25 protein-coding genes and 1 pseudogene are annotated in these 25224 nt (G+C 67.9%); 10 read left to right on the top strand and 16 right to left on the bottom strand.

Annotated elements, in window-relative coordinates; genetic code table 11:
- Positions 1-8: 8 nt before the first annotated feature.
- The gene (locus tag ON34_RS08060) at positions 9-176 is read left to right on the top strand and encodes a type II toxin-antitoxin system VapC family toxin (protein ID WP_157172215.1); all 168 of its coding nucleotides are present in this window, start codon (positions 9-11) and stop codon (positions 174-176) included.
- A 212-nt stretch (positions 177-388) separates the two neighbouring features.
- Here ON34_RS08060 and ON34_RS08055 read toward each other — a convergent pair whose 3' ends face one another.
- The gene (locus ON34_RS08055; RefSeq protein WP_281032440.1) at positions 389-1444 is read right to left on the bottom strand and encodes an NAD(P)-dependent alcohol dehydrogenase; all 1056 of its coding nucleotides are present in this window, start codon (positions 1442-1444) and stop codon (positions 389-391) included.
- Between the two features lie 481 nt (positions 1445-1925).
- On the opposite strand from ON34_RS08055, the gene ON34_RS35850 reads away from it, so the two are divergent.
- On the top strand, positions 1926-2159 hold the full coding sequence (locus ON34_RS35850; RefSeq protein ID WP_157172214.1) for a hypothetical protein: 234 nt from the start codon (positions 1926-1928) through the stop codon (positions 2157-2159).
- A gap of 98 nt (positions 2160-2257) precedes the next feature.
- Positions 2258-2569, top strand: coding sequence for a DUF3303 domain-containing protein (locus ON34_RS08050; protein WP_040776172.1), 312 nt, complete (start codon positions 2258-2260; stop codon positions 2567-2569).
- Positions 2570-2711: 142 nt separating this feature from the next.
- Here ON34_RS08050 and ON34_RS08045 read toward each other — a convergent pair whose 3' ends face one another.
- Positions 2712-3413 (bottom strand): TetR/AcrR family transcriptional regulator, encoded by a 702-nt coding sequence (locus tag ON34_RS08045; protein WP_051022261.1) that lies wholly within the window; start codon positions 3411-3413, stop codon positions 2712-2714.
- A gap of 69 nt (positions 3414-3482) precedes the next feature.
- On the opposite strand from ON34_RS08045, the gene ON34_RS08040 reads away from it, so the two are divergent.
- Positions 3483-5693 (top strand): molybdopterin-dependent oxidoreductase, encoded by a 2211-nt coding sequence (locus ON34_RS08040; RefSeq protein WP_083889213.1) that lies wholly within the window; start codon positions 3483-3485, stop codon positions 5691-5693.
- Between the two features lie 11 nt (positions 5694-5704).
- Positions 5705-7408, top strand: coding sequence for an FAD-dependent oxidoreductase (locus ON34_RS08035; protein WP_040776171.1), 1704 nt, complete (start codon positions 5705-5707; stop codon positions 7406-7408).
- Positions 7409-7419: 11 nt separating this feature from the next.
- Here the strand turns inward: ON34_RS08035 and ON34_RS08030 are convergent, their stop codons facing one another.
- Positions 7420-7752 carry a hypothetical protein gene (locus ON34_RS08030; protein ID WP_157172212.1) on the bottom strand — a complete coding sequence of 111 codons (333 nt, stop codon included), beginning with the start codon at positions 7750-7752 and terminating at the stop codon, positions 7420-7422.
- Positions 7728-7919, bottom strand: coding sequence for a hypothetical protein (locus ON34_RS08025; RefSeq protein ID WP_040776165.1), 192 nt, complete (start codon positions 7917-7919; stop codon positions 7728-7730). The genes ON34_RS08030 and ON34_RS08025 overlap by 25 nt, the downstream gene beginning before the upstream one ends.
- A gap of 435 nt (positions 7920-8354) precedes the next feature.
- On the opposite strand from ON34_RS08025, the gene ON34_RS08020 reads away from it, so the two are divergent.
- A complete protein-coding gene (locus ON34_RS08020) occupies positions 8355-9224 on the top strand; it encodes a methyltransferase domain-containing protein (RefSeq protein ID WP_245547939.1) in 870 nt (289 codons plus the stop codon).
- An 8-nt stretch (positions 9225-9232) separates the two neighbouring features.
- Here the strand turns inward: ON34_RS08020 and ON34_RS08015 are convergent, their stop codons facing one another.
- The 5 genes from ON34_RS08015 to ON34_RS07995 all read right to left on the bottom strand — a co-directional run bounded on the left by ON34_RS08015 (position 9233) and on the right by ON34_RS07995 (position 13108).
- Positions 9233-9577 (bottom strand): hypothetical protein, encoded by a 345-nt coding sequence (locus ON34_RS08015; RefSeq protein WP_040776162.1) that lies wholly within the window; start codon positions 9575-9577, stop codon positions 9233-9235.
- Positions 9574-9951, bottom strand: a complete 378-nt coding sequence (locus tag ON34_RS37435) for a hypothetical protein (protein WP_245547938.1) — start codon at positions 9949-9951, stop codon at positions 9574-9576. The genes ON34_RS08015 and ON34_RS37435 overlap by 4 nt, the downstream gene beginning before the upstream one ends.
- A 130-nt stretch (positions 9952-10081) precedes the next feature.
- Positions 10082-11257 carry a helix-turn-helix domain-containing protein gene (locus ON34_RS08005; protein WP_040776158.1) on the bottom strand — a complete coding sequence of 392 codons (1176 nt, stop codon included), beginning with the start codon at positions 11255-11257 and terminating at the stop codon, positions 10082-10084.
- Positions 11258-11645: 388 nt separating this feature from the next.
- Entirely contained in the window at positions 11646-12179 is a 534-nt protein-coding gene (locus tag ON34_RS08000) for a DUF3145 domain-containing protein (protein ID WP_040776582.1), read from the bottom strand.
- 95 nt (positions 12180-12274) lie between these two features.
- A complete protein-coding gene (locus tag ON34_RS07995; protein WP_040776155.1) occupies positions 12275-13108 on the bottom strand; it encodes a serine hydrolase domain-containing protein in 834 nt (277 codons plus the stop codon).
- Positions 13109-13150: 42 nt separating this feature from the next.
- Between ON34_RS07995 and ON34_RS07990 the strand changes: the two genes are divergently transcribed.
- On the top strand, positions 13151-14344 hold the full coding sequence (locus ON34_RS07990) for a serine hydrolase domain-containing protein (protein WP_040776154.1): 1194 nt from the start codon (positions 13151-13153) through the stop codon (positions 14342-14344).
- Positions 14345-14381: 37 nt separating this feature from the next.
- Here the strand turns inward: ON34_RS07990 and ON34_RS34420 are convergent.
- Positions 14382-14584, bottom strand: a pseudogene (locus tag ON34_RS34420) (serine hydrolase); the annotation flags it as partial.
- 146 nt (positions 14585-14730) lie between these two features.
- Between ON34_RS34420 and ON34_RS07985 the strand changes: the two are divergent.
- On the top strand, positions 14731-14982 hold the full coding sequence (locus ON34_RS07985; protein ID WP_040776151.1) for a Smr/MutS family protein: 252 nt from the start codon (positions 14731-14733) through the stop codon (positions 14980-14982).
- A 70-nt stretch (positions 14983-15052) separates the two neighbouring features.
- Here the strand turns inward: ON34_RS07985 and ON34_RS07980 are convergent, their stop codons facing one another.
- The 3 genes from ON34_RS07980 to ON34_RS07970 form a co-directional block, all read right to left on the bottom strand.
- Positions 15053-16183 (bottom strand): NDMA-dependent alcohol dehydrogenase, encoded by a 1131-nt coding sequence (locus ON34_RS07980; RefSeq protein ID WP_040776148.1) that lies wholly within the window; start codon positions 16181-16183, stop codon positions 15053-15055.
- A 138-nt stretch (positions 16184-16321) separates the two neighbouring features.
- Positions 16322-16852, bottom strand: coding sequence for a DinB family protein (locus tag ON34_RS07975; protein WP_040776145.1), 531 nt, complete (start codon positions 16850-16852; stop codon positions 16322-16324).
- A 71-nt stretch (positions 16853-16923) separates the two neighbouring features.
- Positions 16924-17979 (bottom strand): phosphotransferase family protein, encoded by a 1056-nt coding sequence (locus tag ON34_RS07970; RefSeq protein ID WP_040776143.1) that lies wholly within the window; start codon positions 17977-17979, stop codon positions 16924-16926.
- Between the two features lie 89 nt (positions 17980-18068).
- On the opposite strand from ON34_RS07970, the gene pabB reads away from it, so the two are divergent.
- Entirely contained in the window at positions 18069-20285 is a 2217-nt protein-coding gene (pabB, locus tag ON34_RS07965) for an aminodeoxychorismate synthase component I (protein WP_040776140.1), read from the top strand.
- A gap of 6 nt (positions 20286-20291) precedes the next feature.
- On the opposite strand, the gene ON34_RS07960 is transcribed toward pabB, so the two are convergent.
- Positions 20292-20789 carry a hypothetical protein gene (locus ON34_RS07960; RefSeq protein ID WP_051022259.1) on the bottom strand — a complete coding sequence of 166 codons (498 nt, stop codon included), beginning with the start codon at positions 20787-20789 and terminating at the stop codon, positions 20292-20294.
- 285 nt (positions 20790-21074) lie between these two features.
- On the opposite strand from ON34_RS07960, the gene ON34_RS07955 reads away from it, so the two are divergent.
- Positions 21075-23105 carry a TerD family protein gene (locus ON34_RS07955; protein WP_040776135.1) on the top strand — a complete coding sequence of 677 codons (2031 nt, stop codon included), beginning with the start codon at positions 21075-21077 and terminating at the stop codon, positions 23103-23105.
- 14 nt (positions 23106-23119) lie between these two features.
- On the opposite strand, the gene ON34_RS07950 is transcribed toward ON34_RS07955, so the two are convergent.
- The gene (locus tag ON34_RS07950) at positions 23120-23836 is read right to left on the bottom strand and encodes a TetR/AcrR family transcriptional regulator (protein ID WP_040776578.1); all 717 of its coding nucleotides are present in this window, start codon (positions 23834-23836) and stop codon (positions 23120-23122) included.
- A gap of 8 nt (positions 23837-23844) precedes the next feature.
- Positions 23845-25074: a cytochrome P450 gene (locus tag ON34_RS07945; RefSeq protein WP_040776134.1), complete on the bottom strand. Its 1230-nt coding sequence runs from the start codon at positions 25072-25074 to the stop codon at positions 23845-23847.
- Positions 25075-25224: the final 150 nt, after the last annotated feature.

The raw sequence follows: 25224 nt of genomic DNA, 5'->3' as shown, positions 1-25224 counted from the left end.
TAGCGAGCATGAGCCTGCTGCATGCCGTTTGGGCAATGCGTCATAACGTCTCGGTCTACGACGCGGCCTACCTCGCGGTCGCCGCCATGCAGGATGCCCCACTCGTCACCTTCGATGCACGACTTGCAAAAGCGGCCGAACAAACAAAGGCGCCCATCCGCGTCGTCCTACTCTGACTCGGCTGCACCCCCGCGCTCCCAAGGCTCCACAACCCGCCCGGCAGGCTTCGCGCCCCCGGACCCGCCCCAGTTCGCCAGTGATGAACGGTGGCATTCCAGACCCCCATTCCAGTGCCGACGTGGGTGAGGCGATCCCGGAGCCTTCCCGATACTGGAACAAGCACCCGGGAGCTCGGCGGGATCCGTCGATCCTGACGTTCAACCATGCTTCAGCCTCGGTCGTAGACGATCACGGCACGTCCGATGATGTCGCCGCGGCCCAAGGCGTCGATTGTCTCGTTTATGTCGTCGAAGCGAACCGGAGTCACGGTGTGCTTGATCTGGCCGGCTTCAGCGAGGGCGAGCACCTCGGTGAGGTCGTTGTAATTACCCCAGAACGATCCGAAATAGCTGAAATCCCTGGCGACGAAGGGGAACAGGGGCATGTTGATGCGATTGCCGATAAGGCCGACCGATGCGACAGCGCCCTGGATGGCGAGCAGGGCGAACGCCAGCCGGATGGACTCTTCGGCTCCCGCACATTCGATGACGGCATCGACTTCCGGCCGCCCGGTCAGGCTGTCCAGCACGGCCCGCACCTCCTCGGCGGTTTTCCCTCGGGTGTTGATCGTGTGGTCGGCACCGTTGTCCTTGGCGACCTCGAGTTTTTTGTCACTGCGGGCGAATGCCACCACTGTCGCTCCGCCGCCGAGCAGCTTCGCGTACTGCGTCGCATAGGTGCCCAGGCCACCTACACCCATCACCGCCACCGTGCGAGCGGGTCCGAGTACACCCGCGGCCCTGAGCTTCTTGAGTCCGCGGTACGGCGTCAGCCCGGCATCGGTCAACGGCGCCAGATTCTCCGGAGACAGGCCACCGTCTGCCAAGACCCGAATCAAATGCCGGTAGTGCACGGGCAGGTACTCTTGGTACCCACCGTGCGGCCCGAAACCCGCCCACTGACCACGACTGCACAACTGTTCGTCTCCGTTGTGGCACTGACGGCACACCCCGTCGCCCCAGCTGCTCTCGACGACGATCTGATCGCCTTCGGCGAAGCCGGCCGACGTGGGCACCTCGGCGCCGACTCCGTCGACCCACCCGGCAATCTCATGTCCGGGAGTGATCGGGAAGTCCGCGGACAGCGAGGCTGAAAAGTAGCCGTCGATCAGTTGGAAGTCGGTGCGGCACATTCCTGCGCCGCCAACCTTCACCAGTACCTCCTCCGGCCCGAAATCTGGAACCGGAATCTCCTCGAGCCGCAAGGGCTCTTTATACCCGTACATTCGGGCTGCGCGCATTTTCATGGTCATACCCTCTCTACAAAACGGTCACCCATTACCTGAGGCCATCGACGGCGAGAATGTCGAAAACCAGCAACCCTATCGTCGCGCAGCGTCGGAACCCCGTACAGGTACTGCGGCGAGGAATTTCGACACGTCGCCACGCCCCCAGAGCATGTCGCCTTATACGCGGGCGCGTAGGCAGGTGCTCCGTTACGGCGCGCCGCGGACTCGGCGGTGCGCTGGTAGCGACTTCCCCGAAGTCCTCCGATCACATGCGGTCGGGGGTTCGATCCCCTCTGCCACTCCTGCTGTGCGTTGTTTTCGCCGACGGCCCGGCACGTGCGCTCGGGCCGGGTCCGAGAGATTCCGACCCGGGGGTTGATGTTCTCCCGCGAGTTCGCCGCGCAGAGTTGATGGTGTGCACCTATTGGAAGCCTGCGACGGCCGAAGGCGTCCGGAAGCAGTGTCTGAGGAAAACACCATGAAAAAGAACACAATTCGGGCGGCGGCGGCAACGGTGCTAGTTGGACCGATGATCGTTATCGGCTCAGGTGTGGCTATCGCGTCTTCCGGGTCTGTCCATGCAACGAACAACCCGGTGCCGACATCGACACCAGTCGAGTCCGTCATGTTGAGCATGTATGCCCCGCTGTGGGTCGGCGTCTGCGCGAACCCCTGGATTCCTATCCCCGCTTCGATGATCTGTGCCGCGTGACCCGCTCGACAGCGCGGCGAAAACGTGCGGGTATGTCTTGCTCCGCTGTGCGTACCCGCACTAGACCAGCAACTTCGGCGCATCCCTAGGAGTATGAGATGAAGTATGTGGTTTCCTGGACGTACCGGTGGAACGGCTCTCCCGCCGAGAATGAAGCCGGCATGCGGCGCGCGTTGGACGTGTTCGCGAATTGGAAGCCGTCCCCCACCACGACGTACCACCAATTCGTGGGCCGCCTCGACGGCAGGGGCGGATTCGCGGTGGTCGAGACCGACAATCCGATAGACCTGGCCGACGGTCCGAGCAAATTCGGCTTCTTCGCGGAATACGAGGTCTACCCCGTCGTCGAGATCGCCGAGTCCGCGCAAGCATTCCAGCAGGGCGCGGACTTCAGGGCGTCGATCGGCTGAACCGACCAGCCCCGATAGCGGGGCGCTCACAATGTGCTAACGCAGCGCGAGCCTTATTTTCACCGGGACGAATTCCGGACGATCGGCGCGGCAGCACCGAATCTCTCCACGCGCAGCGCGCTTGCGTTGATGCCAGCAGCCGCTACGGCGACGCCTGCGCGCTCTGGGGAGCGGCCGAAGCCTCGACCTCCTCATCGAGCACGATCGGCTCGTCATGCCGCCGTGCGTCCGCATAGACCTCCAGGTAGCGCGTGATGGCGATCCGCCCCTCGTCGGTCAGCGCGTCACCCTCGTCGCCGCGCCGGTGAGCCATCTCGAAGAGGTGGTCGCCCAGCTCCACCGCCACCTCGACGACACGTCGGCTGGTGCCGGGCGCCAGCAGGCCGGTGGAAAGCAGGTGGCGGTGGAGCACGTCGGTGAGCCTGGCGAGATGTTCTCTGATGTCGTCGCGCAGAGCCTCGTTGTGCCGGGACGCGTAGTAGAGCGCGACGAAGTCCGGGTGGGACATGTAGTGGCGGCCGTGGAAGACGAAGAAGGCCTCGACGGCGGCGGCGATGTCCGGGTGTGGCCGGGCGGTGGCGAGGGACTCCTCCAGTTCGCTGTCGAGGCGCGCTAGTTCGCGGGCGAGCAGCTGCTCGAAGATGGCGTCGCGGTTGGTGAAGAACTGGTACACCGTGGCGGCCGGGACACCGGCGCGTTCGGCGACCGAACGGACCGTCGCCGCGTCGGTGCCCTCGGTCGTCACGATCCGCAAGGCCGCGTCGAGGATCCGCTGGACGCGCTCGCGGCTGCGCTGCTGAACCGGTTCGCGGCGGAGGGGGGTGGCGTCGGGCACGCGGTCCATGGTAGACACGTCGAAACTAAACATGACGTCAAGTTATGTTTGCCGATCTCTTGCGGAGGCGACCACACCATGAGCGCGACCAGGGCAGCCGTCGACGCGTTGGTCAAGGCGGGGCGAGCGAAACGCCGTTCCACCGCCGGGGACGGCACCATCGCGAAGGCCGCGTGCAACTTGTGCGAGGCAATCTGCGGGATCGAGATCACCATCGAGGGCGGGAAGCCCGTCGGTGTTCGCGGCGACCGCGACGACCCGCTGTCCCTCGGCCACGTGTGCCCCAAGTCCGTCGCGATGACCGACGTGCACAGCGACCCCGACCGGCTGCGGCGGCCGATGCGCAAGATCAATGGGGAATGGGTGGAGGTGGACTGGCCCGAGGCGATCGATGCGGCAGCCCGCGGACTCGCTGAGGCCCGTCGGCGCCACGGCGCGAATGCGGTGGCGGTCTACCTGGGCAACCCTTCGGTCCACAGCCTCGGCGCGATGACCCACGGGTCCGCGTTCACCTCGCTGCTGCGAACCCACAACCACTTCTCGGCGTCCTCGGTCGATCAGTTGCCGCACCAGGTCGTTTCGGCACTGCTGTACGGGCACCAATTCCTGCTGCCGGAGCCGGATCTCGACCGGACACGGCACCTGCTCATGTTCGGCGCCAACCCGCGTGCGTCGAACGGAAGCCTGATGACCGCGCCGGACATGGCGCGGCGCCTGCGGGAGATCCGCGAGCGCGGCGGGCGGGTCACCGTCATCGACCCGCGCCGCACGGAGACGGCCGCGGACGCCGATGAGCACGTGTTCATCCGTCCCGGCACGGACGCCGCGGTGCTGTTGGCCATGGTGCACGTCGTCCTGCGCGATCGAGCACCGCGGCTGCCCGAATACGTCGCGGAGGTGGATGCGCTCCGAGACGCGGTCGCCGAGTTCACTCCCGAGGCGGCCAGCCGTTTCAGCGGCGTGCCCGCCGACACGATCACCCGCCTCGCCCTCTCCTTCGCCGACGCGGGCCCTGCCGCCTGCTACGGCCGGTTCGGCGTTTCGACCCAGCGCCATGGCACCGTGTGCCACTGGGCCATCCAGGTGCTCAACATCATCACCGGCAACCTGGGCCGCGAGGGCGGGACGCTGTTCACCGACCCGGCCATCGACATGACGCGGCTGCTCAACCCGGGCCAATTCGGCCGCCGCCGCAGCCGTGTGCGCGGGCTTCCTTCCTTCGCCGGGGAGTTTCCGGTCGCCGCCCTCGCCGAGGAGATCACAACGCCGGGCGAGGGGCAGATCCGCGCACTGCTGACGGTCGCGGGAAACCCGGTGCTGTCCACGCCTGCCGGAGCCGCACTCGGCACCGCGCTCGACGGCCTCGACTTCATGGTGGCCGTGGACTTCTACCTCAACGAGACCACTCGCCACGCCGACGTCATCTTGCCGCCGACCAGCGCGCTGGAACGAGACCACTACGACTTGGTCTTCCGGGCCTTCGCGGTCCGCAATACCGCGAAATACTCACCCGCCGTGCTGCCCAAGCCGCGCGGCGCGCGGCACGACTGGGAGATCTTCCGCGACCTCGGCTCCGCCTACCAACGCCATCTCGGCGGCGGCCGGATGCAGGTATTGCGCCGTCGCCTCAGCAAGCCCGCCCTGGCCACCGAGCTTCGGCTGCGGACACCGCCGCGCCTGCTCGTGGACCTGCTCCTGCGCACAGGCCGCTACCGGCTGAGCGTGCGCCGACTGCTCGCCCACCCGGCCGGGCTGGACCTTGGCCCGCTGCGCCCAGGCGTCGAGCATCGCCTGCGCACACCAGACCGCCGACTACATCTCGTGCCGCCGCAGATCGCCGACGCCCTCGACACGCTGCGCTCGGATCTGCGAGCAGATCCCGGTGACTCGGGGTCACTGCTGTTGATCGGCCGACGGCACCTGCGCTCCAACAACTCCTGGATGCACAACTACGCCCGCCTCGTCGCCGGTCCGCAGCGCCACCATCTGCTCATGCACCCCTCTGACGCGGCCCGCCTCGGACTGGCCGACGGGCCCGCCGTGCTGCGGTCGCGCACCGGCGCCGTGCGAGTGGAGGTCAGGCAGACCACCGACATCATGGCGGGCACGGTCAGCCTGCCCCACGGGTATGGGCACGCGGCGGCGGAAAGCCGCCTGTCGGTGGCCGCTCGCGTCGCGGGCGCGAGCGCCAACGATGTCACCGACCCGCTGCACCTGGACACCGTCAGCGGAAACGCCGCCCTCAACGGAATCCCGGTCACCGTGGAACCGCTCCCCGACACCCGCTAGCAAGGAACGCCATGCCCCACGTGATCACCCAGTCGTGCTGCAACGACGCCTCCTGCGTGCCGGTGTGCCCGGTCGGCTGCATCCACCCCACCCCCGATGAGCCCGGCTTCGCCTCCGCCGAAGCCCTCTACATCGACCCGGCCAGCTGCATCGACTGCGGGGCCTGCGTCTCCGAGTGCCCGGTCGGGGCGATCACCCGCGACACCGCGCCCGCCGCGGCGCGGTTCATCGACCTGGCCGAGGCTTACTACCAGCGAAACCCGTTGCCGCCCGGCATCCCCGACGCCCCGCCGCCTGCCACGCGGGCCGAGGTCGGGGAACTTCACGTCGCGGTGGTCGGCTCCGGGCCCGCGGGCGCGTATGCCGCACTCGAGCTGCTCGAGCACCCGGGCGCGACGGTCACGATGTTCGACCGGCTGCCCACGCCGTGGGGCCTGGTGCGCGGCGGGGTGGCCCCCGACCACCCGTCCACCAAATCCGTCACCGAGGTATTCGAGCGTGCCGCCGCCAACGGACGCTTCCGCTTCCAGCTCAACGTCGAGGTCGGCACCCACATCACCCACGACGAACTGGCCGCGGCACACCACGCCGTCGTCTACGCCCACGGGGCTTCCGGTGACCGCCGCCTAGGGATTCCCGGCGAGGACCTGCCGGGCAGCGCGTCGGCGACCGAGTTCGTGAACTGGTACAACGGACACCCGGACTTCGTCGACCGCACGTTCGACCTCTCCTGCCGCCGTGCCGTCGTCGTCGGCAACGGCAACGTCGCCCTCGACATCGCGCGCCTCCTGGTCGCCGACCCCGCCGAACTCGCCGCCACCGACATGGCCGATCACGCCCTGGCCGCCCTGGCCGCCAGCGCGATCGAGGAAGTCGTGGTCCTCGGCCGACGCGGTCCCGCGCAGGCCGCGTACACCACTCCCGAACTGCTCGCCCTGACCGATCTCGACGACGCCGACGTCTTCGCGTTCTCCGACGAGGTCACGGTGGACCCCGACCAGCTCGCCGAACTTCGATCGGACCCGCTCGGGCTGGCCAAAGCGCAGGCGGCCGCGGAACTCGCGACCCGCCGCCGCGGCGCGTCACGCCGTATCATGCTGCGCTACTTGTGTTCTCCAGTGGAGATCATGGGCGATCACCGAGTCACCGGGGTTCGTGTGGCTCGCAATCGCCTCGAACGCGGCCCGGGCGGCGATGTGCGCGCTGTCTCGACCGGAATCGAAGAGACCATCGAGGCCGGCTTGGTGCTCCGAGCGGTGGGCTACCGCGGCGCCGCACTGCCCGGCCTGCCCTTCGACCACGACCGCGGTGTGCTGCCCAACCACCAGGGCCGCGTCCTGCACGACCGGACCGGCGAACCCATCCCCGGCGTCTACACGGCGGGCTGGATCAAACGGGGCCCGTCCGGAGGCATCGGCGCCAACAAGAAATGCGCACTGGACACCGTCGCCACACTCCTCGCCGACCATTCCGCGGGCTTGCTTCCCACCCCGGCGGCCACCCCGCAGGACCTCGACGCGCTGGTCCGGCAGCGCCAGCCCGCTGTCGTCGGTGTGCACGAGTGGAGAGCGATCGACCGCACCGAGCGCGACCTCGGCGCGGTCCAGGGACGACCAAGGCGCAAGCTCGCTTCCTTCCCCGCCCTGCTCGCCGTCGCCCACGGAGACGACTCGATGCCGACAGTTCCCCTGCCGATCGACGCGTTCCGCCTCTGAGCGATTCCCTGCTACGCCGGTTCGGCCCAGAATCCAGCCCTGTCGATCACGATGACGCAGGGCTGGTTCAGCAGTCCCGCCTTGTAGACGGCCTCGCTGAGATGAGTCGACATCAAAACCATCCACGTCTTCCACGGCGTGCTCTCGCCATTGGGTGTTCCAGCCTTCGCCGCGAGGCGCGAGTAGTAATCGCGGAGTTCCTGGTCGGTGAACCTGAACTTCAGGGGAGGAACCATCGGCGATTCGCCGATAGATGTGAGCTGCAACCGACCGGCTTCATCGTGGCCTACCTGATATCCCCACTCGGTACCGGCACGAATCACCGAATCGGTGAGTTCGTCCAAGCTGGGCTCAGACCTTTCCACCACAGGCTCCTACCCGGGTAGGCGGTGATGACCTTGCCTTCGTCGTTGACGATCGCAGTGGGCTGAACCGTCTTGGCTATCACTCCGGTGGCGCGGTTGACGAGATAGGAGCCTTCGATCGCCGCGAGGCCTTCCCACTCACTCATGTGCCTCTGCTGGATATGCCGATAACCTGAGCCCTCGCCCCCGCACATCAATTTCCACTCGCCGAAGGTTGCAACCACCTTGTCCGCAGGCGAACTGACTCCGCAAGCTGCCCAAGGAAAGCTTGCATGAGCGGGCGGACTCGAAACCATCCCAAGGTGCAGGGCAAGCATCGCTACCGCAGACGTCAACAGTGCACGTATCTTCAACTCGACTCCCCCACGTTGGTGCACCGAGAGCGGTGCCGTACTGCAACTCTTTTCGATCACAGTGATTGACGCATCAAGAACAGCCCGGCTCCGTCGACCCCCACAAAGGCAGATCGGGCGCTTCTCCATGGTATCCAAGTTCGTTGGTCTCCAAGAGGATTCGCCGACATAGTCGCGATCTCCCGCAAAGCCTTAGCCGTCTGCTGCCGCCGGGATTACTGTCGGGGCATGCCGAACCAGCCCGCGTCGTCGCCCCGCACTGCCCCGTCGTTCCATACGGACGCGATTGCTTTCGATCACTCTCGGTCCGCCGGAGACGGTGCTCACGCCGACGATCCGATGGCGGTGCTGGTCGGCATTCTGGACCTTCAGGCTGCGCTACCCGGCATCCGGCGGATGCGGCGATGGGGGCACGAGGCCTTGGCCGTGGCAGCTGGCGAGCGCGCGCTGGACATAGGCGCCGGGACAGGCAGCGAGGTGCTGGAATTCGCCGACCGTGTCGGTCCGGACGGCGACGCGGTCGGGGTCGATCCGAATCCCGCCATGCTCGACGTCGCCCGTGCGCGCGCCGAGGCCGTTGGCTCGCGTGCCCGCTTCATCGAGGGCACCGCCTACCAGTTGCCGTTTCCGGACGATTCGTTCGATGTCGTGCGGTGCGAGCGCGTCTACCAGCACCTCGACGACCCGGCCGCCGCCACCGCCGAAATCGCCCGGGTCCTGCGGCCAGGTGGACGTGTGCTGCTCGTCGACAGCGACTGGCACACCGCCATCGTCCATCCCGGCGACCCCGACGTGCTCAGCCGCCTGTCGACGGTGATGCTCGCCTCCACCCCGAATCCGACATCGGGCCGACGCCTGCGCGGCCTGCTCACCGGTGCCGGTTTCGCGATCGACGACATGGGCTCGGAGGCGGTGATCTGGGATCCGGAAACAATCCGCCCGCTGTTCGCGCAGATGATCGACGGCGCCCTCGCCGAGGGTGTGATCACCGAGCAGGAGCGCGTCGATCTGGTCGCCGCGATGGAATCGGGCATCGCGAGAGGCGACTACCATCTCTCGGTCACCATGTTCGCCGTCCTCGCCCACCGACCGGAGTGAACCGGCATCTACCGTTGCCGACCCGCATCCGGCCGAATCCGCCCTGCCTCCACCAGCGTCCGCCAGGCAGCCGTCTTGCGCGGGCACTCACCGACCCGGCAGGCGCGGTGCCGCTGCATCGTCATCTGAGCTTCCCCCACGCTGATCGCATGTTCGGGCGCGTCATGCGGGAAACCCATCGGCCAGACCGCAGTGTCCATATCCGTCCGCTCTCGTCGTACTCGTTGCTTGATCTCAGCGACACTGCGCCCCTCCGGGAGCCGAACAGGCCACAGCCACACCGCAATCCCGATCACCAGCGCGGCGAGCGAATCCCCGCCCACCGCGATCGCCAACAGCTGCCACCCACTCACGGCAACCTCCGGTACGGATGATCAACGGGAAGCAGCGACGGCCACCGATACCCACGCGGGTATGTCTGCTCCGGCGTGATCAAGTCGCATAGCTCGGTGACGGCACGCGCGAACGGCTGAACATGCGCCAAGCCCGGCACGATCACCGCAGCAGCGTCCGCCACCCGGATGTGCTCGACCGCCAACAATGCCGCGGTCCTGACCGCAGTCGCGAACGTGACCACTTCGGCCACGAAATACCCACGCGCAGCGGCTAGTTCCCGAATCGTCCACTCATCTCGCTGCTCGCCGTCGCCGGACACCGCCCGCCGGATCAGGCCCAACGCGTTCGGCCCGAGCGAAGTCACGGCTGGGCAGCCGTCATCACCGTCCATTTCGATCTCTCCCCTGCTCGTCGTATTGGTGAGCACCCGCCGCCGGGGAGCCGACGAGAGACGGCATCGACCCGACGGCGGGGCCGGGCAAAAGCCTGCCGCCCGAGCGCAGCGCGACGATTACAGAGCGCTATACCGCGTGTGGGTCGATGCCGAGACTGTGCGCCAAGCTTCGAAGGCGGGCGTCGATCGCTTGACGACGGGCGCGGCGAGCAAGGGCTGAAACGGAATCCAGGACCATCGGGTCCATGCGAGTACGTTGCGGATCGACCATTTCGGCCTCCGAAAATGCCCGCACGGCTTCAGAGTCGTTGCCCGTTGTGGTCAGGGCGCGGCCATAGTCGGTCCAGAAATATACGACCCGATTAGGGGCCCGAACCGGCCGTGGATCAACCGTGCGCGCCACCTTGATGGCCGTGTCGCTATCACCGAGTTCGCTTGCCACCGATACATGCCAGATTGCGGCGCTGGTCGGTCCGAACCACAGGAGTCCGAATCCCCCGTCCTCGGTCTCACCGAGCGACCGCGCTTCCGTGTAGGCCTCCTCGAGCAGGTCGAATGCGCCACTCGCCTGCCCTGCAATCGCATTGGCGATCGAACCACGGCACAGCAGATTCCCGTATGCCTGACGCACACGGGCCGTGCCGAGGAACGGCTGCATCTCCGTCGCGGTGCGGAAAGCCAAGCGACCTGCCAATGCCGCATTCTCCGGCGGCATCGCGTTGAGCCTGGAAATCTCCGCCAGCCCGATCCATTCGGGAAGCTCGAGGTTCCGGGCGCATCGAAGCCCCGCATCTGCGATACCCACCGCAAGGTCCTGAAACCCTAAGCCTTTGACCAGAAAGCGGGCATTGAACGTCAGTTCCACGAACTCCGGTCCACCGAAGTAGAAAGCATCACGCAATAGGTTGGCCATCCCCGGAGCCAACGCGGCGTAATCCGCGTTGTTACGCAGAATCGTCGACCGCTCGACGGCCTCACGCACAGCTTCCCGGGGACGCTCCGGCTTCCGGCGCTCACCAACCGCTATCTCGATGTAGGCAGACCTGATATCCGGAATAGCCGCCGTGGCAGCAGCCTTGGCCGGATCCGTCGGATCTCCCGGTTGCCCGAGAAGCTGCGCGACAGTGACGTTGAGGGCACGAGCGATCGCGACCTGAGTCGCCCGCCGGTCCAGCGCCCGCTGCCCGCTTTCGATCTGGGAGATGTAGCCCTGCGTCAACCCAGCACGATCCGCCAGCACCTTCTGACTGATCCCGCCCCGCCGCCTCCGCCAATACCGGATGCGCTGTCCGGTGTGCTCCATGCTTCCGAGAGTATGTCGCCGCCGCCACACACACCAGGCCGCAGCCGATGGATCGTAGAACTCACCGACACTCGTCCGAAGCCGCGGAAACGCGAATAAGGCTCCGAATGTGTCGACAGCGGTGAGATTTTCATTCGACCTGCGCTCGATCCTTCGAACCAGCGGCGAGAGGGGTGCAGCCGGATACGGCGCCGACGACGACTTCAACCGATTCGATTCTCGGCGCTTGTGACCGCCGAGAGGACGTAGAGAAGCGGCCGATGCGCGGCACTCAGGTGTGCTGATCGGACAGGTCGCGCAGGTCGGCGACCCGGTCACGGCGGCCAGGCCGCGGTGCATGGGCCGCCGGACAAGCTAGTTCGACGACCCGCGCGGATAGCGCGCTACCCTACCCCACGTCGCGGCGCAGCCAGGTGACCTCGGCGCCGGATTCCGTGCCGTAGCGGTAGATTTCGAGGTCCTCGTCCCAGGCGGTGCCGAGGGCGCGGTCGATTTCGGCGGCCAGGTCGTAGGCGGAGTACTTGCCGAGTTCGCGGGTGGCTTGGAGCATGGCGCGCAACCGCATCTCGCCGATCATGACGTCGCCGTTGGCGCTGGTGGAACCGTGCCAGAGACCGAGGCCGGGGACGAAGCTGTAGCGCTCGCCGTCCACGCCGTCGCTGGGGTCCTCGGTCACCTCGAAACGCAGCACCGGCCAAGAGCGCAATGATTGGGCGATCCGGGAGGCGGTGCCGACGGGGCCGATCCATTCGCTGGTCGCGCGCAGCTGCCCGTCGGCCGGTTGCGCGGTCCAGCGCAGTTTCGCGGGGGCGCCAAGGGCCGAGGTCAGCGCCCACTCGACATGCGGGCACAGCGCGGCAGGCGACGAGTGGATGTAGACCACACCCGCCGTCGCGTCCGCGAACTGACTCGATGCGCGCACCACCAACACCTCCAGCTTCGACGAGGAACGTCTTCCCCAACGACTCATCGAACTGGCGTTGCCCGAGTCTACTGGAGTGCCCGAAGTTACACGTGTTACTTCACAGCCGTGTTGCTCGCGGCTGCCGCCTCCGCGATGACCGCATCGCTGAGCGGTGGCCAGGCCGCTCGCGCCCAGTCGCCGAAATTCTCGTCGCTCAGGGCGAGACACGCCAAACCCGTTCGAGGGTCAACCCACAAAAATGTCCCGGATTGGCCGAAATGTCCATAGGTTTGTGGCGAATTCGTGCCACCGGTCCAGTGCGGCGTCTTCCCGTCGCGGATCTCGAAGCCGAGTCCCCAGTCGTTGGGACGCTGCGAACCGTAGCCGGGCAGCACACCATTCAGTCCAGGGAACTGAACGGAGGTGGCCTCGGCGTGCGTCTGCGCGGAGATCAACCGCGGATTCAGCAATTCCGCGGCGAAGCGGGACAGATCCGTGGCGGTGGACCGTGCGGCGTGCCCGGCCGAACCGGCCAGCACCGACGCCGTCATCCCCAGCGGCTCGAACACCGCGTCGCGCAGGTACTCGTCGAACGCGATCCCGGTCTGCTCGGTGACGAACTCCGCGAGGACCTCGAAGCCCGCACTGGAATAGATCCGCTTGCCGCCGGGGGCGGCTTGGACATTGGTGGTGTCGAACGCGAGTCCGGAGGTGTGTGCCAGCAGATGGCGCACCGTGGCTCCGGGCGGCCCGGCGGGCTGGTCTAGTTCGACCGCGCCCTCTTCCACCGCCACCAGAACGGCGTAGGCGACCAACGGCTTGGTCACCGACGCGAGCGGGAACACCCGGTCGACATCGCCCTCGCTCGCGGTCTCGCCGTCCGCGGTGACCACCGCCGCCGCCGCGTGCCGGACCGGCCATTCCCGAATTTGTTCGAGTGATCGCACCCTGCGAGCCTACGAGAGCCACGTCAGTACCATCGAGTCGCCATGAGTGAAAAGCCCACTGTTCACGGTGACGTCGCGTCCGGCTTCGGACCGGTCGCCGAGGCCTTCCGCCGCAACTTCGCCCGGCACGGCGAGATCGGTGCCGCCGTCGCGGTCTACGCGGGCGACCGCCCGGTGGTGGACCTGTGGGCCGGTTTCCGCGATCGGCGGCGCACGCTGCCGTGGGAGCAGGACACGATCGTGCCGGTGTTCTCCTCGAGCAAGGGCATGGCGGCGTTCACCGTCGCCGCGGCGGTGAGCAAGGGCCTGCTCGACTACGAGCAGCCGGTGGCGAAGTACTGGCCGGAGTTCGCCGCGCACGGCAAGGACGCGGTGACCGTGCGTCAACTGATCGACCATCAAGCCGGGCTGTCGGGCCTGAGCGACATCGTCCGGTTGCCCGAGATCGCCGATCTGGACGGCCTTGCCACTCTTCTGGCCGCGCAGAAACCCGCGTGGCGGCCGGGCACCAGGCACGGCTACCACGCGATCACCCTTGGGCTCTACCAGGGCGAGTTGCTGCGCCGGGTGGACCCGCGGGGCCGCACGCTCGGGCGCATCTTCGCCGAGGACATCGCCGCACCGCTCGGCCTGGACTTCTTCATCGGCCTGCCCGCCGAGCAGAGCATGGACCGGATCGCCACGCTGTCGGCCACCCGCGGCCTGGACGCTGCGCGCTACGAACGCGATCTCCCGCTGCGGATCGGCGCCGAGATCTATGCCAAACGGGGGCTGTCCTACGCGGCGCTGACCAATCCGCGCTGCGGAGCCCCGGCACGGGCGGCGCGCCGTGAATTCCTCGAGGTGGAGATGCCCGGGTACAACGGCGTCGGCAACGCCCGCGCGCTGGCCCGGATCTACGGCGCGGCGGCGGCCCGCACCGGCGCGCTGCCGATCGACGACGCGCTGCTGGACCGGCTCGCCGCGGCCGAGACCGCCGACGACGTCCCGGCCGACGACTTGGTGCTGCACACCAAGAGCCGCTACCACCTGGGTTTCCGCAAGTCGCGCGGCACGTTCCGGTTCGGCTCGGACAAGCGCGCCTACGGCACGACGGGGCTCGGCGGCTCGTTCGGATTCGCCGACCCCGCAACTGGTCTTGGCTTCGGTTACACGATGAACCGGCTCGGGCTCGCCGTCCTCGACGACATCCGCGGCCGCAACCTCCGCGAAGCCCTGCTGCGCTGCCGCATCTGACACTGTTGCCGGGGCTTTCGCCAGCGGAGGGGTTCCGGCCAAATCGCGCGGCAGGCTGGTCCAGTTCGACTGCGCCCTCTTCCACCGCGACCAGAACGGCGTAGGCGACCAACGGCTTGGTCACCGACGCGAGCGGGAACACCCGGTCGACGTCACCCTCGTCACGGTCGCGCCGTCCGCGGTGACCACCGCCGCCGCGTGCCGAACCGGCCATTCCCGAATCTGCTCGAGTGGTCGCACCCTGCGGGCCTACGAGCCGCCTCAGTTCGATCGAGTCGCCATGGCTGAAAGCCCATCGTTCCCGGCGACGTGGCACAGATGGCACTATGACCGGCGGGAGGTAGCGACCAGCTTATATGTCTCACTAGGGATTTCAGGAGTTGAATGTGGCCGAGACACTGACAGTTGATCTTCACCCGGTTTTCCGGAGTGATCGCGACATCGACAATGCCTTGCGTAACGCGATCTTCCGTGCGGTTGCACAGAAGGTCGGCTTGTTGGAGATAATTCCAGGCAAAGGCTCCGGAACCCTGAAGCGCCGTGTTCTCGCGAAGCTCGCCCAGCCGAGCTTGAAGAAGCTCTACCGGCGCGTCGAGGCAGATCCTGGAAACGAGGGCCGGATTCTCGTTCACTTCTGACCGGAGCGTCCCGGGCACCTCTCGGAGGGCTGGGACGCCCGGCCATCATCCGCCGAGCGGCACTCCGCGGTTACCAGTCGGCCTCGGTGTACTTGATGATGCCGCGGATGTTCTTGCCGTCGAGCATGTCCTGGTAGCCCTGGTTGATCTCCTCCAGGGAGTAGCTGCGCGTCACCATGTCGTCCAGGTTGAGCTGGCCGGATTTGTACAGCGCGAGCAGGCGCGGCGCGTCCTGGCGGGCGTTGCCGCCGCCGAAGATGCAGCCCTTCACCGTCTTCTGCAGCATGGACAGCAGGAAGCTGTTCAGCTTGACGTCGTTCTCGTCCATCCGGCCCATCGAGGTGACCACCAGGGTGCCCGCCTTCGCGGTGAGGATCAGGCCCTCCTCGATGTACTCGCCGTGCATCTCGCCCATGGTCAGGATGACCTTCTCCGCCATCCGGCCCTCGGTGGCCTCCATCAGCGGCATGATCGCGGCGGCCATGCTCTCGTAGGTGTGCGTGGCGCCGAACTTCTGCGCCTGTTCGCGCTTCCACGGATTCGGGTCGATGGCGACGACTTTCGAGGCTCCCGACAGCACCGCGCCCTGCAGCGCGCTCATGCCGACCCCGCCGATGCCCGCGATCACCACGGTCTCGCCGGGGGACACCTGGGCGACGTGGGTGGAGGAGCCGAAGCCGGTCGGCACGCCGCAGCCGACCAGGCAGGCCACCTCGAACGGAATGCTCGGATCGATCTTCACCACCGAGGTGTGGTGCACCGTCATGTACGGCGCGAACGTGCCGAGCAGGCACATCGGGATGACGTTCTCGCCCCGGGCTTGGATGCGGTAGGTGCCGTCGCTGATCGCCTGGCCGAGTAGCAGGCCCGCGCCGAGGTCACAGAGCGCCATGTGCCCGGCGACGCAGGCCGGACAGCGGCCGCAGGCGGGGATGAACGACAGGATCACGTGGTCGCCCACCTGCAGGTCGGCCGGACAGTTCGGACCGAGCTTGGTGATCACGCCCGCGCCCTCGTGCCCGCCCATCACGGGGAAGGACGGCATCGGGGTCGCGCCGGTCACGATGTGGTGGTCGGAGTGGCACATGCCCGCGGTCTCCATGCGGATCTGCACCTCACCGGCGACCGGGTCGCCGATCTCGATCTCCTCCACCGACCACGGCTGGTCGATCCCCCACAGGATCGCGCCCTTCGTCTTCATTCCTGTCGACCCTCTCGCATGCACGTGCTTATATGTGACTGCACCCACAGTACGAGAAAAATGTAACGCGTTCTAGTACTGAGTCGGAAATTCGGGCATACAGCGTGACTACGGCCCCGAACGCGTTACAGTCCGCCGTCAGCCGCGGACGTCGTGCACGTGGTGCACCAGATCGTGCGCGAAGTACCGCGCGAAGGACTCCACCGTGAACACCGCCCCGTCGCTGCGCGCGCCGCGCAGTCCCCGCCGGGCCTGCGGCACCGATTCGAAGGAGCGCGCCACACACTCCGCGGCCTCGTCCAGTTCCACCGCGACCCGGGCCGGGTCCTGCTCGCTGTAGCGGTCGCCGATCGCGGTGGCGTCCTGGTCCCAGTTGGCGAATCGCGGGATCTCGCCATCGGGGTCACCGGCCAGCATCAGGCCGAGCCTGGTATCGAAGAGACGGCACACGTCGCGCACGTGGGCGCCGTATTCCAGGGGCGACCAGGTGGATTCGTCCGGCCGGGCGCGGACGTCGTCGCGGTCGAGCACCGCCGCGAATCGGGCGGCCGTCTCGCGGGTCAGCGCGGGCACGGCCTCGTAACTGGTCGCGGCGGCGTCGAAACCGCATTCCGGACAGGTGCGTTCGAGCACCCAGGTCCAGTCCTTGACATCGGGAACGATCGGCATGCGGCAAACCTAAGCGCGGCCGAACGAAACCCCCACCGATTTTCGGTCAACTATCGGCGACATCCCGACAGTCACTCCATGAGCCGGTGCGCCCGCTCGAACAGTTCCAGGGTGATGGCGTGCAGGAAATCGCCGACCTGCTCGGGCGCCTTGCCCGCGAAGGCGCGGGCGTGCGTGCCCTCCAGGACGATGCCGAGCTTGAAGCAGGCCAGTACCGTGTACCACGACATGGCGCTCAGATCCCGATCGGAGAACCGCCCGTAGTGGGCGATCATTTCCTCCGGGGTCGGCAGCCCGCCGACCGCGCCGAGTTTGCCGACCAGCGCCGCGCCGGTGGTACCCGGCTCCGGCCGGGTCGCGATCTGCCAGCCGAGGTCCAGCAGCGGGTCACCGATGGTGGACATCTCCCAGTCCACCATCGCCGCCACCTGCGGGCCGTCGAAGGAGAACATCATGTTCGCCAGATGACAGTCGCCGTGCAGGATCCCGGGGGTCCACTGGGCGGGACGATGACGATCCAGCCAGTCGCCCACCGATTCCACGCCGGGAATCTCCGGACCGGGATAGCCCTCGTTGGCCGAGTAGGACTCCAGTTCCCCGAGCCAGCGCGGCACCTGACGCTCCAGGAAGCCCTCCGGCTTGCCGTAATCGGCCAAGCCGAGCGCCTGGTAGTCCAGCGCGCCGAGCCGCGCGATGGCCTCGACCGCGGACAGACCCATCTGCCTGCGCATCTCCGGATCGCTCGCGTGCGGCTCGGGCAGTTCGTTCTGGGGGTTGAAACCGTCGATCGGCTCCATCAGGTAGAAGACCGCGCCCAGCACCGATTCGTCGGGGCAGGCCGCGATCACCCTCGGCGCGCGCACGTCGGTGCCGCCGAGTGCGCCGAGCAGACGGGCCTCGCGCCGGATCACATCGTTGCTCTTGGCCCGCAGGTGCTTCGGCCCACGGCGCAGCACGTACGTCCGGCCGCCGCGGGTGAAGCGGAGCATGATGTTCTGCGTGCCGCCGCCCAGCGCGGTCACGTCCTCGAATTCACCGGCGGGCAGACCCTGCTCATCCATCCACTCGCCGACGACAGTGAAGTCGACGACCGCTGGGTCCACGTCAACCGGTTGCGCAACAGACATGCCCCACATTGTGCACCACCGGTCCCGACGAACTGACGGCAGATGACAACAGTTTGCTCCGACCGGTGCGGCGTAGGGTTTCGAGCACCATGCACACGCTGTTGATCGACAATTACGACTCGTTCACCTACAACCTGTATCAGCTGATCAGCGAGGTGAACGGCGTCGAGCCGACGGTCGTGCGCAACGACGAGGCGCGCACGGTCGCCGAACTCGGTCTGGAACGCTTCGACAACGTGGTCGTCTCGCCCGGGCCGGGACGGCCGGACGTGCCGCGGGACGTGGGAATCTCCGCGGCGGTGATCTCCGAGACCGACCTTCCCTTGCTCGGGGTGTGTCTGGGCCATCAGGGCATCGTGGTCGCGGCGGGGGGCGTGGTGGCCGAGGCGCCCGCCGCCAGACATGGCTACCTCGATCGGATCGAGCACGACGGCCGGGATCTGTTCGACGGAATACCGCAGGGTTTCACCGCCGTGCGCTATCACTCGCTGTCCGCACTGCGGCCGCTGCCGAACGATCTGGAGGTCACTGCGCTGGCCGCTGACGGCGTCGTCATGGGCGTGCGGCACCGCACGCGCCCGCAGTGGGGGGTGCAGTTCCATCCGGAATCGATTGCCAGCGAATTCGGCGCGGCACTGCTGCGCAACTTCGCGAAGCTCACTGCGGCGCATCGGATTCGACCGAGCTTCCCGGGTTCGCGCGGATCGGTCGAGGTGCAGCGAGAGGTCGTGCCGGTTGCCCCCCCGCCTCCCGCCCGACCGGCCTCCTCCGAGACGCCCGTTCCGCTGGCACCCGAGCAGTTCCCGGCCGCCGCGGTCGGATTCGAGCGTTCGCGCGAAACAATCTCCGCGCCCACGGAACCTCCACCGCGGCGGGCCTTCCGGCTCCACCAGGACGTGATCGAGCGGGCCATCGACACCGAGAGCGCGTTCGTGCGGCTGTACGGCAACTCGCCTACGGCGTTCTGGCTGGACAGCGAGCACGTGGAACCAGGAGTGGACCGGTTCTCCTTCCTGGGCGACGCGAGCGGTCCGCTGGCGGAAGTGCTGCGTTACCGGGTCGGCGACGGTGCGGTGACCGTGGAGTCGTCCGACGGGCACCGGCGCACCGTCCGCGGCGGCATTCTCGACTTCCTGGCCGCCGAACTGCGGACCCGTCAGCTGGAACTGCCCGATCTGCCGTTCGATTTCGCCGGAGGATACGTCGGCTACCTCGGCTACGAGGTCAAAGCCGACTGCGGCGGGACCGCCGTCCATCGCGCGCCGACCCCGGACGCGCAGTGGATCTTCGCTGACCGACTGGTGGTGGTCGACCACGTGGGCGGGCGGACGCATCTGCTCGCACTCAGCGACACACCCGAGACGGCCCGGTCCGGCGCGGACTGGCTGCGCGACACCCGCGAGACCTTGGAAACCCTGCCGACCTGGTCGAACCCGCCGACGCTCGAACTGCCGCCGGACGGCGACGCGGTGGCCCCGCTGCTCACCCGCGGCCGGAAGCGCTATCTCGCCGATATCGCGGTCTGCCAGGAGCGCCTGCACGCGGGCGAGTCCTACGAGATCTGCCTCACCGACAGTGCGACGATCCCCGCCGCCGCGGCCGACGGGCTCGATTTCTATCGCACGCTGCGCCGCTGCAACCCGGCGCCCTATGCCGCCTACCTGCGCTTCGACGACCTGGACATCGCCTGCTCGTCACCGGAGCGGTTCCTGAAGATCAATCGGCACCGCGTCGTGGAGAGCAAGCCGATCAAAGGCACCGCGCCGCGCGGCGCCAGCCCCGAACAGGACGAACGTCTGCGGCGCGAGCTGGCCGATAGCCCGAAGAACCGGGCGGAGAACCTGATGATCGTCGACCTGCTGCGCAACGATCTCGGCCGGGTCTGCGAGATCGGCAGCGTGTACGTGCCGAAGCTGATGGCCACCGAACAGTACGCGACGGTGCATCAGCTGGTGTCGACCGTGCGCGGCAGGCTGCGGCCGGAGGTCGGCGTGGTCGACTGCCTGCGTGCCTGTTTTCCCGGCGGGTCGATGACCGGTGCGCCGAAGCTGCGCACCTGCGAGATCATCGACGAGTTGGAAACCGAAGCGCGCGGAGTCTATTCGGGCACCATCGGCTTCCTCGGGCTCGGCGGCACCGCGGACCTCAACATCGTGATCCGCACCGCCGTGCGCTACGACGGCCGCTGGCGGATCGGGGCGGGCGGCGCGATCGTGCTCGACTCGGACCCGGCGGACGAATACCGCGAAGTGCTGCTCAAGGCGGCCGCCACGTTGCGTGCCGCCGCCGATCACGCGCACCGCTGAGAATTCCTATTTGCGCCGCTTGCTCGACCTCCGCTGCGGCGGCTCGGCCGCCGGTTGCTCCGGTGCGCTGAGGCCGGTCAGCTTGCCCAGCAGCGCGACGCCAGGCAACTTCGCCAGCTTCCCGAACACATCCTCGCCGAGTGAGATCATCGCCTCCAGCCTCGGCAGCAAGCGGTCGTAAGCCGCGAAAGCCGGGTCGGCCAGCGCCAGCGTGCGGTCGAGACGATCGATCGTGGAGTTCAGTCGCTCGATCGCGATCGAGAGTCGCTCGATCAGGTCGGGCAGTTGCGCGACCAGCTGGGCCGAGGCGGGCGGCAGCCGCACCGCCGCGTCGAACGCCGATGACGCGGTCAGCTGCGCGGCTTCCAGCGCCTGCCCCGCCGCCGTCTGGGCCGCTTCGACCGCGGCCTGCGCGGCGCTCAGGACGTCGGCGGGGCCGGGCACGCGCCCGCCGGGCAACTTCGGGGTCGACGGCTTACGACCCGGGGTTTTCGGGTTCGTCATGAGAACACTGTGCCGTACCGGACGGGGCTCGCGCGGGATTGTTCGAACCAGCCGGTTTGTGTCAGATCCGGGGTCCCACGACGTCCGGCCGGTGCGCACAGATCGCGTCCCGAAAGCCGCCGGAGGCGCGCGGCCCGCCCGGGCCTGACCATCAGCCGCCTGCCCTTCGCGGCAAGACATGCACCCGCTCGGCATGGGGCGGTGCAGCACGCACGATGCGCCCCGCCGAGCGAGATCCCCTCGCGCGTTCGGCGTGTCGGAGGGTCGTGGCATAGTTCGAGCACCATGAAACTCAGCAAGGGCGCGAACGCAGCGGTACCGACATCCCTTCTAGCCGTGGTTGTTTCATGGCGGTCGGAGCATGCCGTGGACGCGCACGCCTTGCTGCTGGACGCCTCCGGCGCGGTGCGCTCGGACCGGGACCTGGTGTTCTACAACGCGCCCCGGCATATCTCCCAGGCCGTCACGCTCGACCAGGAACCCGCCCCGCGGACCGCGCGGCTGAGCGTCTCGCTGCCGCGTACCGAGGCCGACGTCGATCGCATCGTCGTCTCCGGCTCGGTGGACGAGGGAACTTTCGGCGACATCCACGGGTTGAGCGTCGCCGTGCACGCCGTCGACGGCGCGGTCGTGACGTTCGACATCGATGACGTCGACGCGGTGCCCGCCCTGATGTTCGGCGAGTTCTACCGCCGCGAGGGGCAGTGGCGGTTCCGCGCCATCGGGCAGGGCTGGTCCAGCGGACTGGCGGGCTTGGTCGCCGAATTCGGTGTCCAGGTCGACGATCCGTCCGAGCCCGCCCGCACCACACACCCGACCAATCCGTTCCGCGTGCATCGGCCCGCCCGTACTTCACCTGCACAGGAACGGGTTTCGACACGCCACCTCCCCGGGACGCCATCGACAGCCGGACGGCCCGATCTTGCTCCGGCCAGGCATCATCCGCACGGATCGTCGCGCGGGACCCAGGAGTCCGGCACGGCGCCGCTCGAGCGGCCGGATGGGTCGAGCGGCGTCTCGGAAGACGCTCCGGTGCTTCGGATCACCGAGGACCACAGCACTGCCGAGGTCATCCCGGGACAGGGCGAACACGGGCGGTCGACGCAGCCCGGCACTGGCGAATCCGCATGGCCGCGCACCGACCTGCGCGACCGCGCCGAGACCGCGGTCATGCCCCGGACGCCCACCCACCGTCCGGTCGATCTGACCCGGCACCCCACCGAACGCACACCGGTCGCTCCCCCGCCTCCTCCCGATCCCGAACGCGCCGACTGGCATCCGGATCCGGACAACCCGCAGCGCATGCGCTGGTGGGACGGTACGGAGTGGACCGCCGACGCCTACCTGCGTCCGCCACCCGGCGGACGGCACTGCCAGCGCTGCGGAACTGCCCTGCGCCGCAAGCTGTTCGGCGGTCTCGCGCCGTGCGGGCGGTGCGAGCCGGAGATCGAGGAGTACCTCACCCACTGGCACGCTCGCGCCTGGCGGGTGCTCACCACGCACGGTCCGCGCGGTCCCGAATGGGCGGCGCTGTGGGCGTCGTTGCGCTATCAGCGCATCGATGCCGACGCGGGTCGCGTCGCGCTGCGCGACCTCGCGCACACTTACGTGGAGCGCCTGGTCACCTTCGCCTTCGCCGACGGCGAGGTCAGGGCGGCGGAACTGGAACTGTTCGAGCAGGCGGTGACCGAACTCGGGCTCGGCGGACCGCTGATCGAGGACCTGCGCCGCCGCATGCACCGCGGCCACACGCTCTACCGGCTGCGCTCGGGCGACCTGCCGGTGGTTCGCACGCCGGGCCTGCACCTGGACCCCGAGGAGACGGTGCACCTGGATCTGCCCGCGACCCATGTGCGCCAACTGGCCCGCGGCCCGAAGCTCACCGAGGGCCGACTGATCAGCAGCAACAAGAAGCTGCGCTTCGTCGGCACCGGCGCGGGCACCGAAATACCGTGGTCCCGCGTGGTTTCCGTGCACGCGGAACAAGGCTGCGTGGTACTCGCCGCCACCTCGGCGCGCGGTGGCGCGACGTTCGCCGTCGCCGATCCGGATTACGTCGCGGCCGCGCTGGAAGGCGCCCTGCGCGTCGCCAAGCGACTCGTGCTCACCCCGGGTCAGCGCGACTCCCGCAGCATCCCGCAGGAGGTGAAAGCGCAGGTGTGGCAGCGCGACGGCGGCAAGTGCGTGGAATGCGGCGACGGGCACTACCTGGAATTCGACCACATCATCCCGCTCAGCCGCGGCGGCGCGACCAGCGCCGCGAACCTCCAGATCCTGTGCCGCTCCTGCAACCGCGCCAAGGGCGCCCGCATATAGCGAGCCGCGCGGGCTCAGTCGACGAGCAGACCCGCCGTCCGCCCGAGATCGGCGAGCATGGCGTCGAACAGGATCTCCGGCTTCTCCAGCGGGATCGGGTAGTTGCCGAACACCTCGAGCGTGACATGCCCGTAGAGCCGCGCCCAGATCTGGATCATCAGGTACATCACCCCGAGGTCCAGTTTCTCGGCGGGGAACTTCTGACCGGATTCCGACAGCGCCGCCAGCAGTTCGGTCTGGAAGTGCACCAGATCCTCGCGCAGTTCCGGCGGGATGACGTCGGTGGGCGGCGTGACGATGTCGTAGTTCGCCAGCAACCGGCCCGTCGCGGCGAGGAAGATCCGGCCGAACGGCTCGTCGAAGCGGCCGGCCCGCCCAGCGCCGGGCGAGGCGAACACCAAGGTGAACTCCCTGGTGTGCGCCAGCGCCCAGCGCCGGAAGCCGCGGCAGATGGCGAAGAACTGCACCGCGCCGTCGTCGGGCAGGGTGGCGATCTCGGCGGTCAGCTCCTCGGCCAGGTCGGCGCAGAAGTCCAGCCGCAGGCGCTCCAGCAGGTCCTCCAGCGACTTGTAGTACCGGTACAGCGCGGGAGCGGTGACACCGAGCGCACGCGCGATGGCGCGCAGGCTGACCGCGTCGGGACCGCGCTCGACCAGCAGCGCGCTGGCGACCCTCCGGATCTCGGCGTCGGTCACCACCGGCGCACGGCCCCGTGGTTTGGACTGTTGCACCACTCGATTCAAGCGTATTCGACTTCCCAGCGCTTGATCCCGTTCAGCCAGCCCGAGCGCAGGCGCACCGGCTCGGACACCTGCCGCAGGTTCGGCATCACGTCGGCGATGGCGTTGAACATCAGATCGATCTGCAGCCTGGCCAGGTTGGCGCCGACGCAGTAGTGCGTGCCGGTGCCGCCGAAGCCGACGTGCGGATTGGGGTTGCGCAGCACGTCGAAAGCGAACGGGTTCTCGAACGCGTCCTCGTCGAAATTGGCCGAGCTGTAGAACAATCCGACCCGCTGGCCCGCCTTGATCTCTTGGCCGCCGAGCACGGTGTCCGTGGTCGCGGTGCGCTGGAACGCCGTGACCGGGGTAGCCCACCGGACGATCTCGTCCGGCGCGGTGCGCGGACGCTGCTGCTTGTAGATCTCCCACTGCTCGGGGTGATCCACGAACGCCTTCATCCCGTGGGTGATCGAGTTCCGGGTGGTCTCGTTGCCCGCCACCGACAGCAGGATGACGAAGAACGCGAACTCGTCCGAGCCGAGGTGCTCGCCGTCGATGTCGGCGTTGACCAGCTGGGTGACGATGTCCTCGGCCGGGCAGGCGCGCCGCTGCTCGGCCATGGTCCACGCGTAGCCCATCACCTCGGCGGTCGCGGCGTGGTGGTCGCCCTCGAACTCCGGGTCGTCGTAGGAGATCATCTGGTTGGACCAGTCGAAGATCTTCTTCCGGTCCTCCTGCGGGATGCCGATCAGCTCGGCGATGGCCTGCAATGGCAGCTCACAGGCGACCTGTTCGACGAAGTCGCCGCCGCCGGTCTTCTTGGCCTCGTGCACGATCCTGGCGGCGCGTTCGGTGAGCGCGGCGCGCAGGCTCTCCACGGCGCGCGGGGTGAAGCCCTTGGAGATGATCCGGCGGGTCTTGGTGTGCTTGGGCGGATCCAGGTTCAGCAGCAGCATGTCGCCGAGCATGTCGATCTGCTCGCGCGTGGTCTCCTCGTTGAACCGGATGATCGCGGTGTTGCGCTGGGAGGAGAACACCTCCGGGTTCTTGGAGATCTCCTTGATGTGCTCGAGCTTGGAGACGACCCAGTAGCCGCCGTCGTCGAAGCCGCTGGCGCGGTCGGGCTGGGCGCACCACCACACGGGGGCGGTGCGGCGCAGCTCGGCGAACTCCTCGATGGGCAGGCGAGTGGCGAGTAGGTCGGGGTCGGTGAAGTCGAATCCTGTCGGGATCGAGGGCGTGGTCACGGGCACGGCTAACTCCTACCGGTCTCGGCGCGGACCGCACGACGTTTCGGAACACGGTCCAAGGAGATGCAACCACAGAGACCAAGTTCATGAACGGCGTTTAGTAAAACCCGTTTATTTTCTCCTGGGTGCCGCGCTGGACCTGGGCGC

Origin of the sequence: Nocardia pneumoniae NBRC 100136, from assembly GCF_000308755.1 — a bacterium.
Taxonomy (GTDB): Bacteria; Actinomycetota; Actinomycetes; order Mycobacteriales; family Mycobacteriaceae; genus Nocardia; species Nocardia pneumoniae.
This window is presented reverse-complemented; position numbering and strand designations above follow the sequence as displayed.

Coding starts and splice junctions, on each gene's coding strand:
- ON34_RS07960 (WP_051022259.1), bottom strand. CDS start 20,789: ATGACGAACCCGAAAACCCCGGGTCGTAAGCCGTCGACCCCGAAGTTG.
- ON34_RS08020 (WP_245547939.1), top strand. CDS start 8,355: ATGCCGAACCAGCCCGCGTCGTCGCCCCGCACTGCCCCGTCGTTCCAT.
- ON34_RS08060 (WP_157172215.1), top strand. CDS start 9: ATGAGCCTGCTGCATGCCGTTTGGGCAATGCGTCATAACGTCTCGGTC.
- ON34_RS07990 (WP_040776154.1), top strand. CDS start 13,151: ATGAGTGAAAAGCCCACTGTTCACGGTGACGTCGCGTCCGGCTTCGGA.
- ON34_RS07955 (WP_040776135.1), top strand. CDS start 21,075: ATGAAACTCAGCAAGGGCGCGAACGCAGCGGTACCGACATCCCTTCTA.
- pabB (WP_040776140.1), top strand. CDS start 18,069: ATGCACACGCTGTTGATCGACAATTACGACTCGTTCACCTACAACCTG.
- ON34_RS07975 (WP_040776145.1), bottom strand. CDS start 16,852: ATGCCGATCGTTCCCGATGTCAAGGACTGGACCTGGGTGCTCGAACGC.
- ON34_RS37435 (WP_245547938.1), bottom strand. CDS start 9,951: ATGGACGGTGATGACGGCTGCCCAGCCGTGACTTCGCTCGGGCCGAAC.
- ON34_RS08025 (WP_040776165.1), bottom strand. CDS start 7,919: ATGAGTGAGTGGGAAGGCCTCGCGGCGATCGAAGGCTCCTATCTCGTC.
- ON34_RS08045 (WP_051022261.1), bottom strand. CDS start 3,413: ATGGACCGCGTGCCCGACGCCACCCCCCTCCGCCGCGAACCGGTTCAG.
- ON34_RS07970 (WP_040776143.1), bottom strand. CDS start 17,979: ATGTCTGTTGCGCAACCGGTTGACGTGGACCCAGCGGTCGTCGACTTC.
- ON34_RS35850 (WP_157172214.1), top strand. CDS start 1,926: ATGAAAAAGAACACAATTCGGGCGGCGGCGGCAACGGTGCTAGTTGGA.
- ON34_RS08040 (WP_083889213.1), top strand. CDS start 3,483: ATGAGCGCGACCAGGGCAGCCGTCGACGCGTTGGTCAAGGCGGGGCGA.
- ON34_RS08050 (WP_040776172.1), top strand. CDS start 2,258: ATGAAGTATGTGGTTTCCTGGACGTACCGGTGGAACGGCTCTCCCGCC.
- ON34_RS08005 (WP_040776158.1), bottom strand. CDS start 11,257: ATGGAGCACACCGGACAGCGCATCCGGTATTGGCGGAGGCGGCGGGGC.
- ON34_RS08055 (WP_281032440.1), bottom strand. CDS start 1,444: ATGTACGGGTATAAAGAGCCCTTGCGGCTCGAGGAGATTCCGGTTCCA.
- ON34_RS07980 (WP_040776148.1), bottom strand. CDS start 16,183: ATGAAGACGAAGGGCGCGATCCTGTGGGGGATCGACCAGCCGTGGTCG.
- ON34_RS08035 (WP_040776171.1), top strand. CDS start 5,705: ATGCCCCACGTGATCACCCAGTCGTGCTGCAACGACGCCTCCTGCGTG.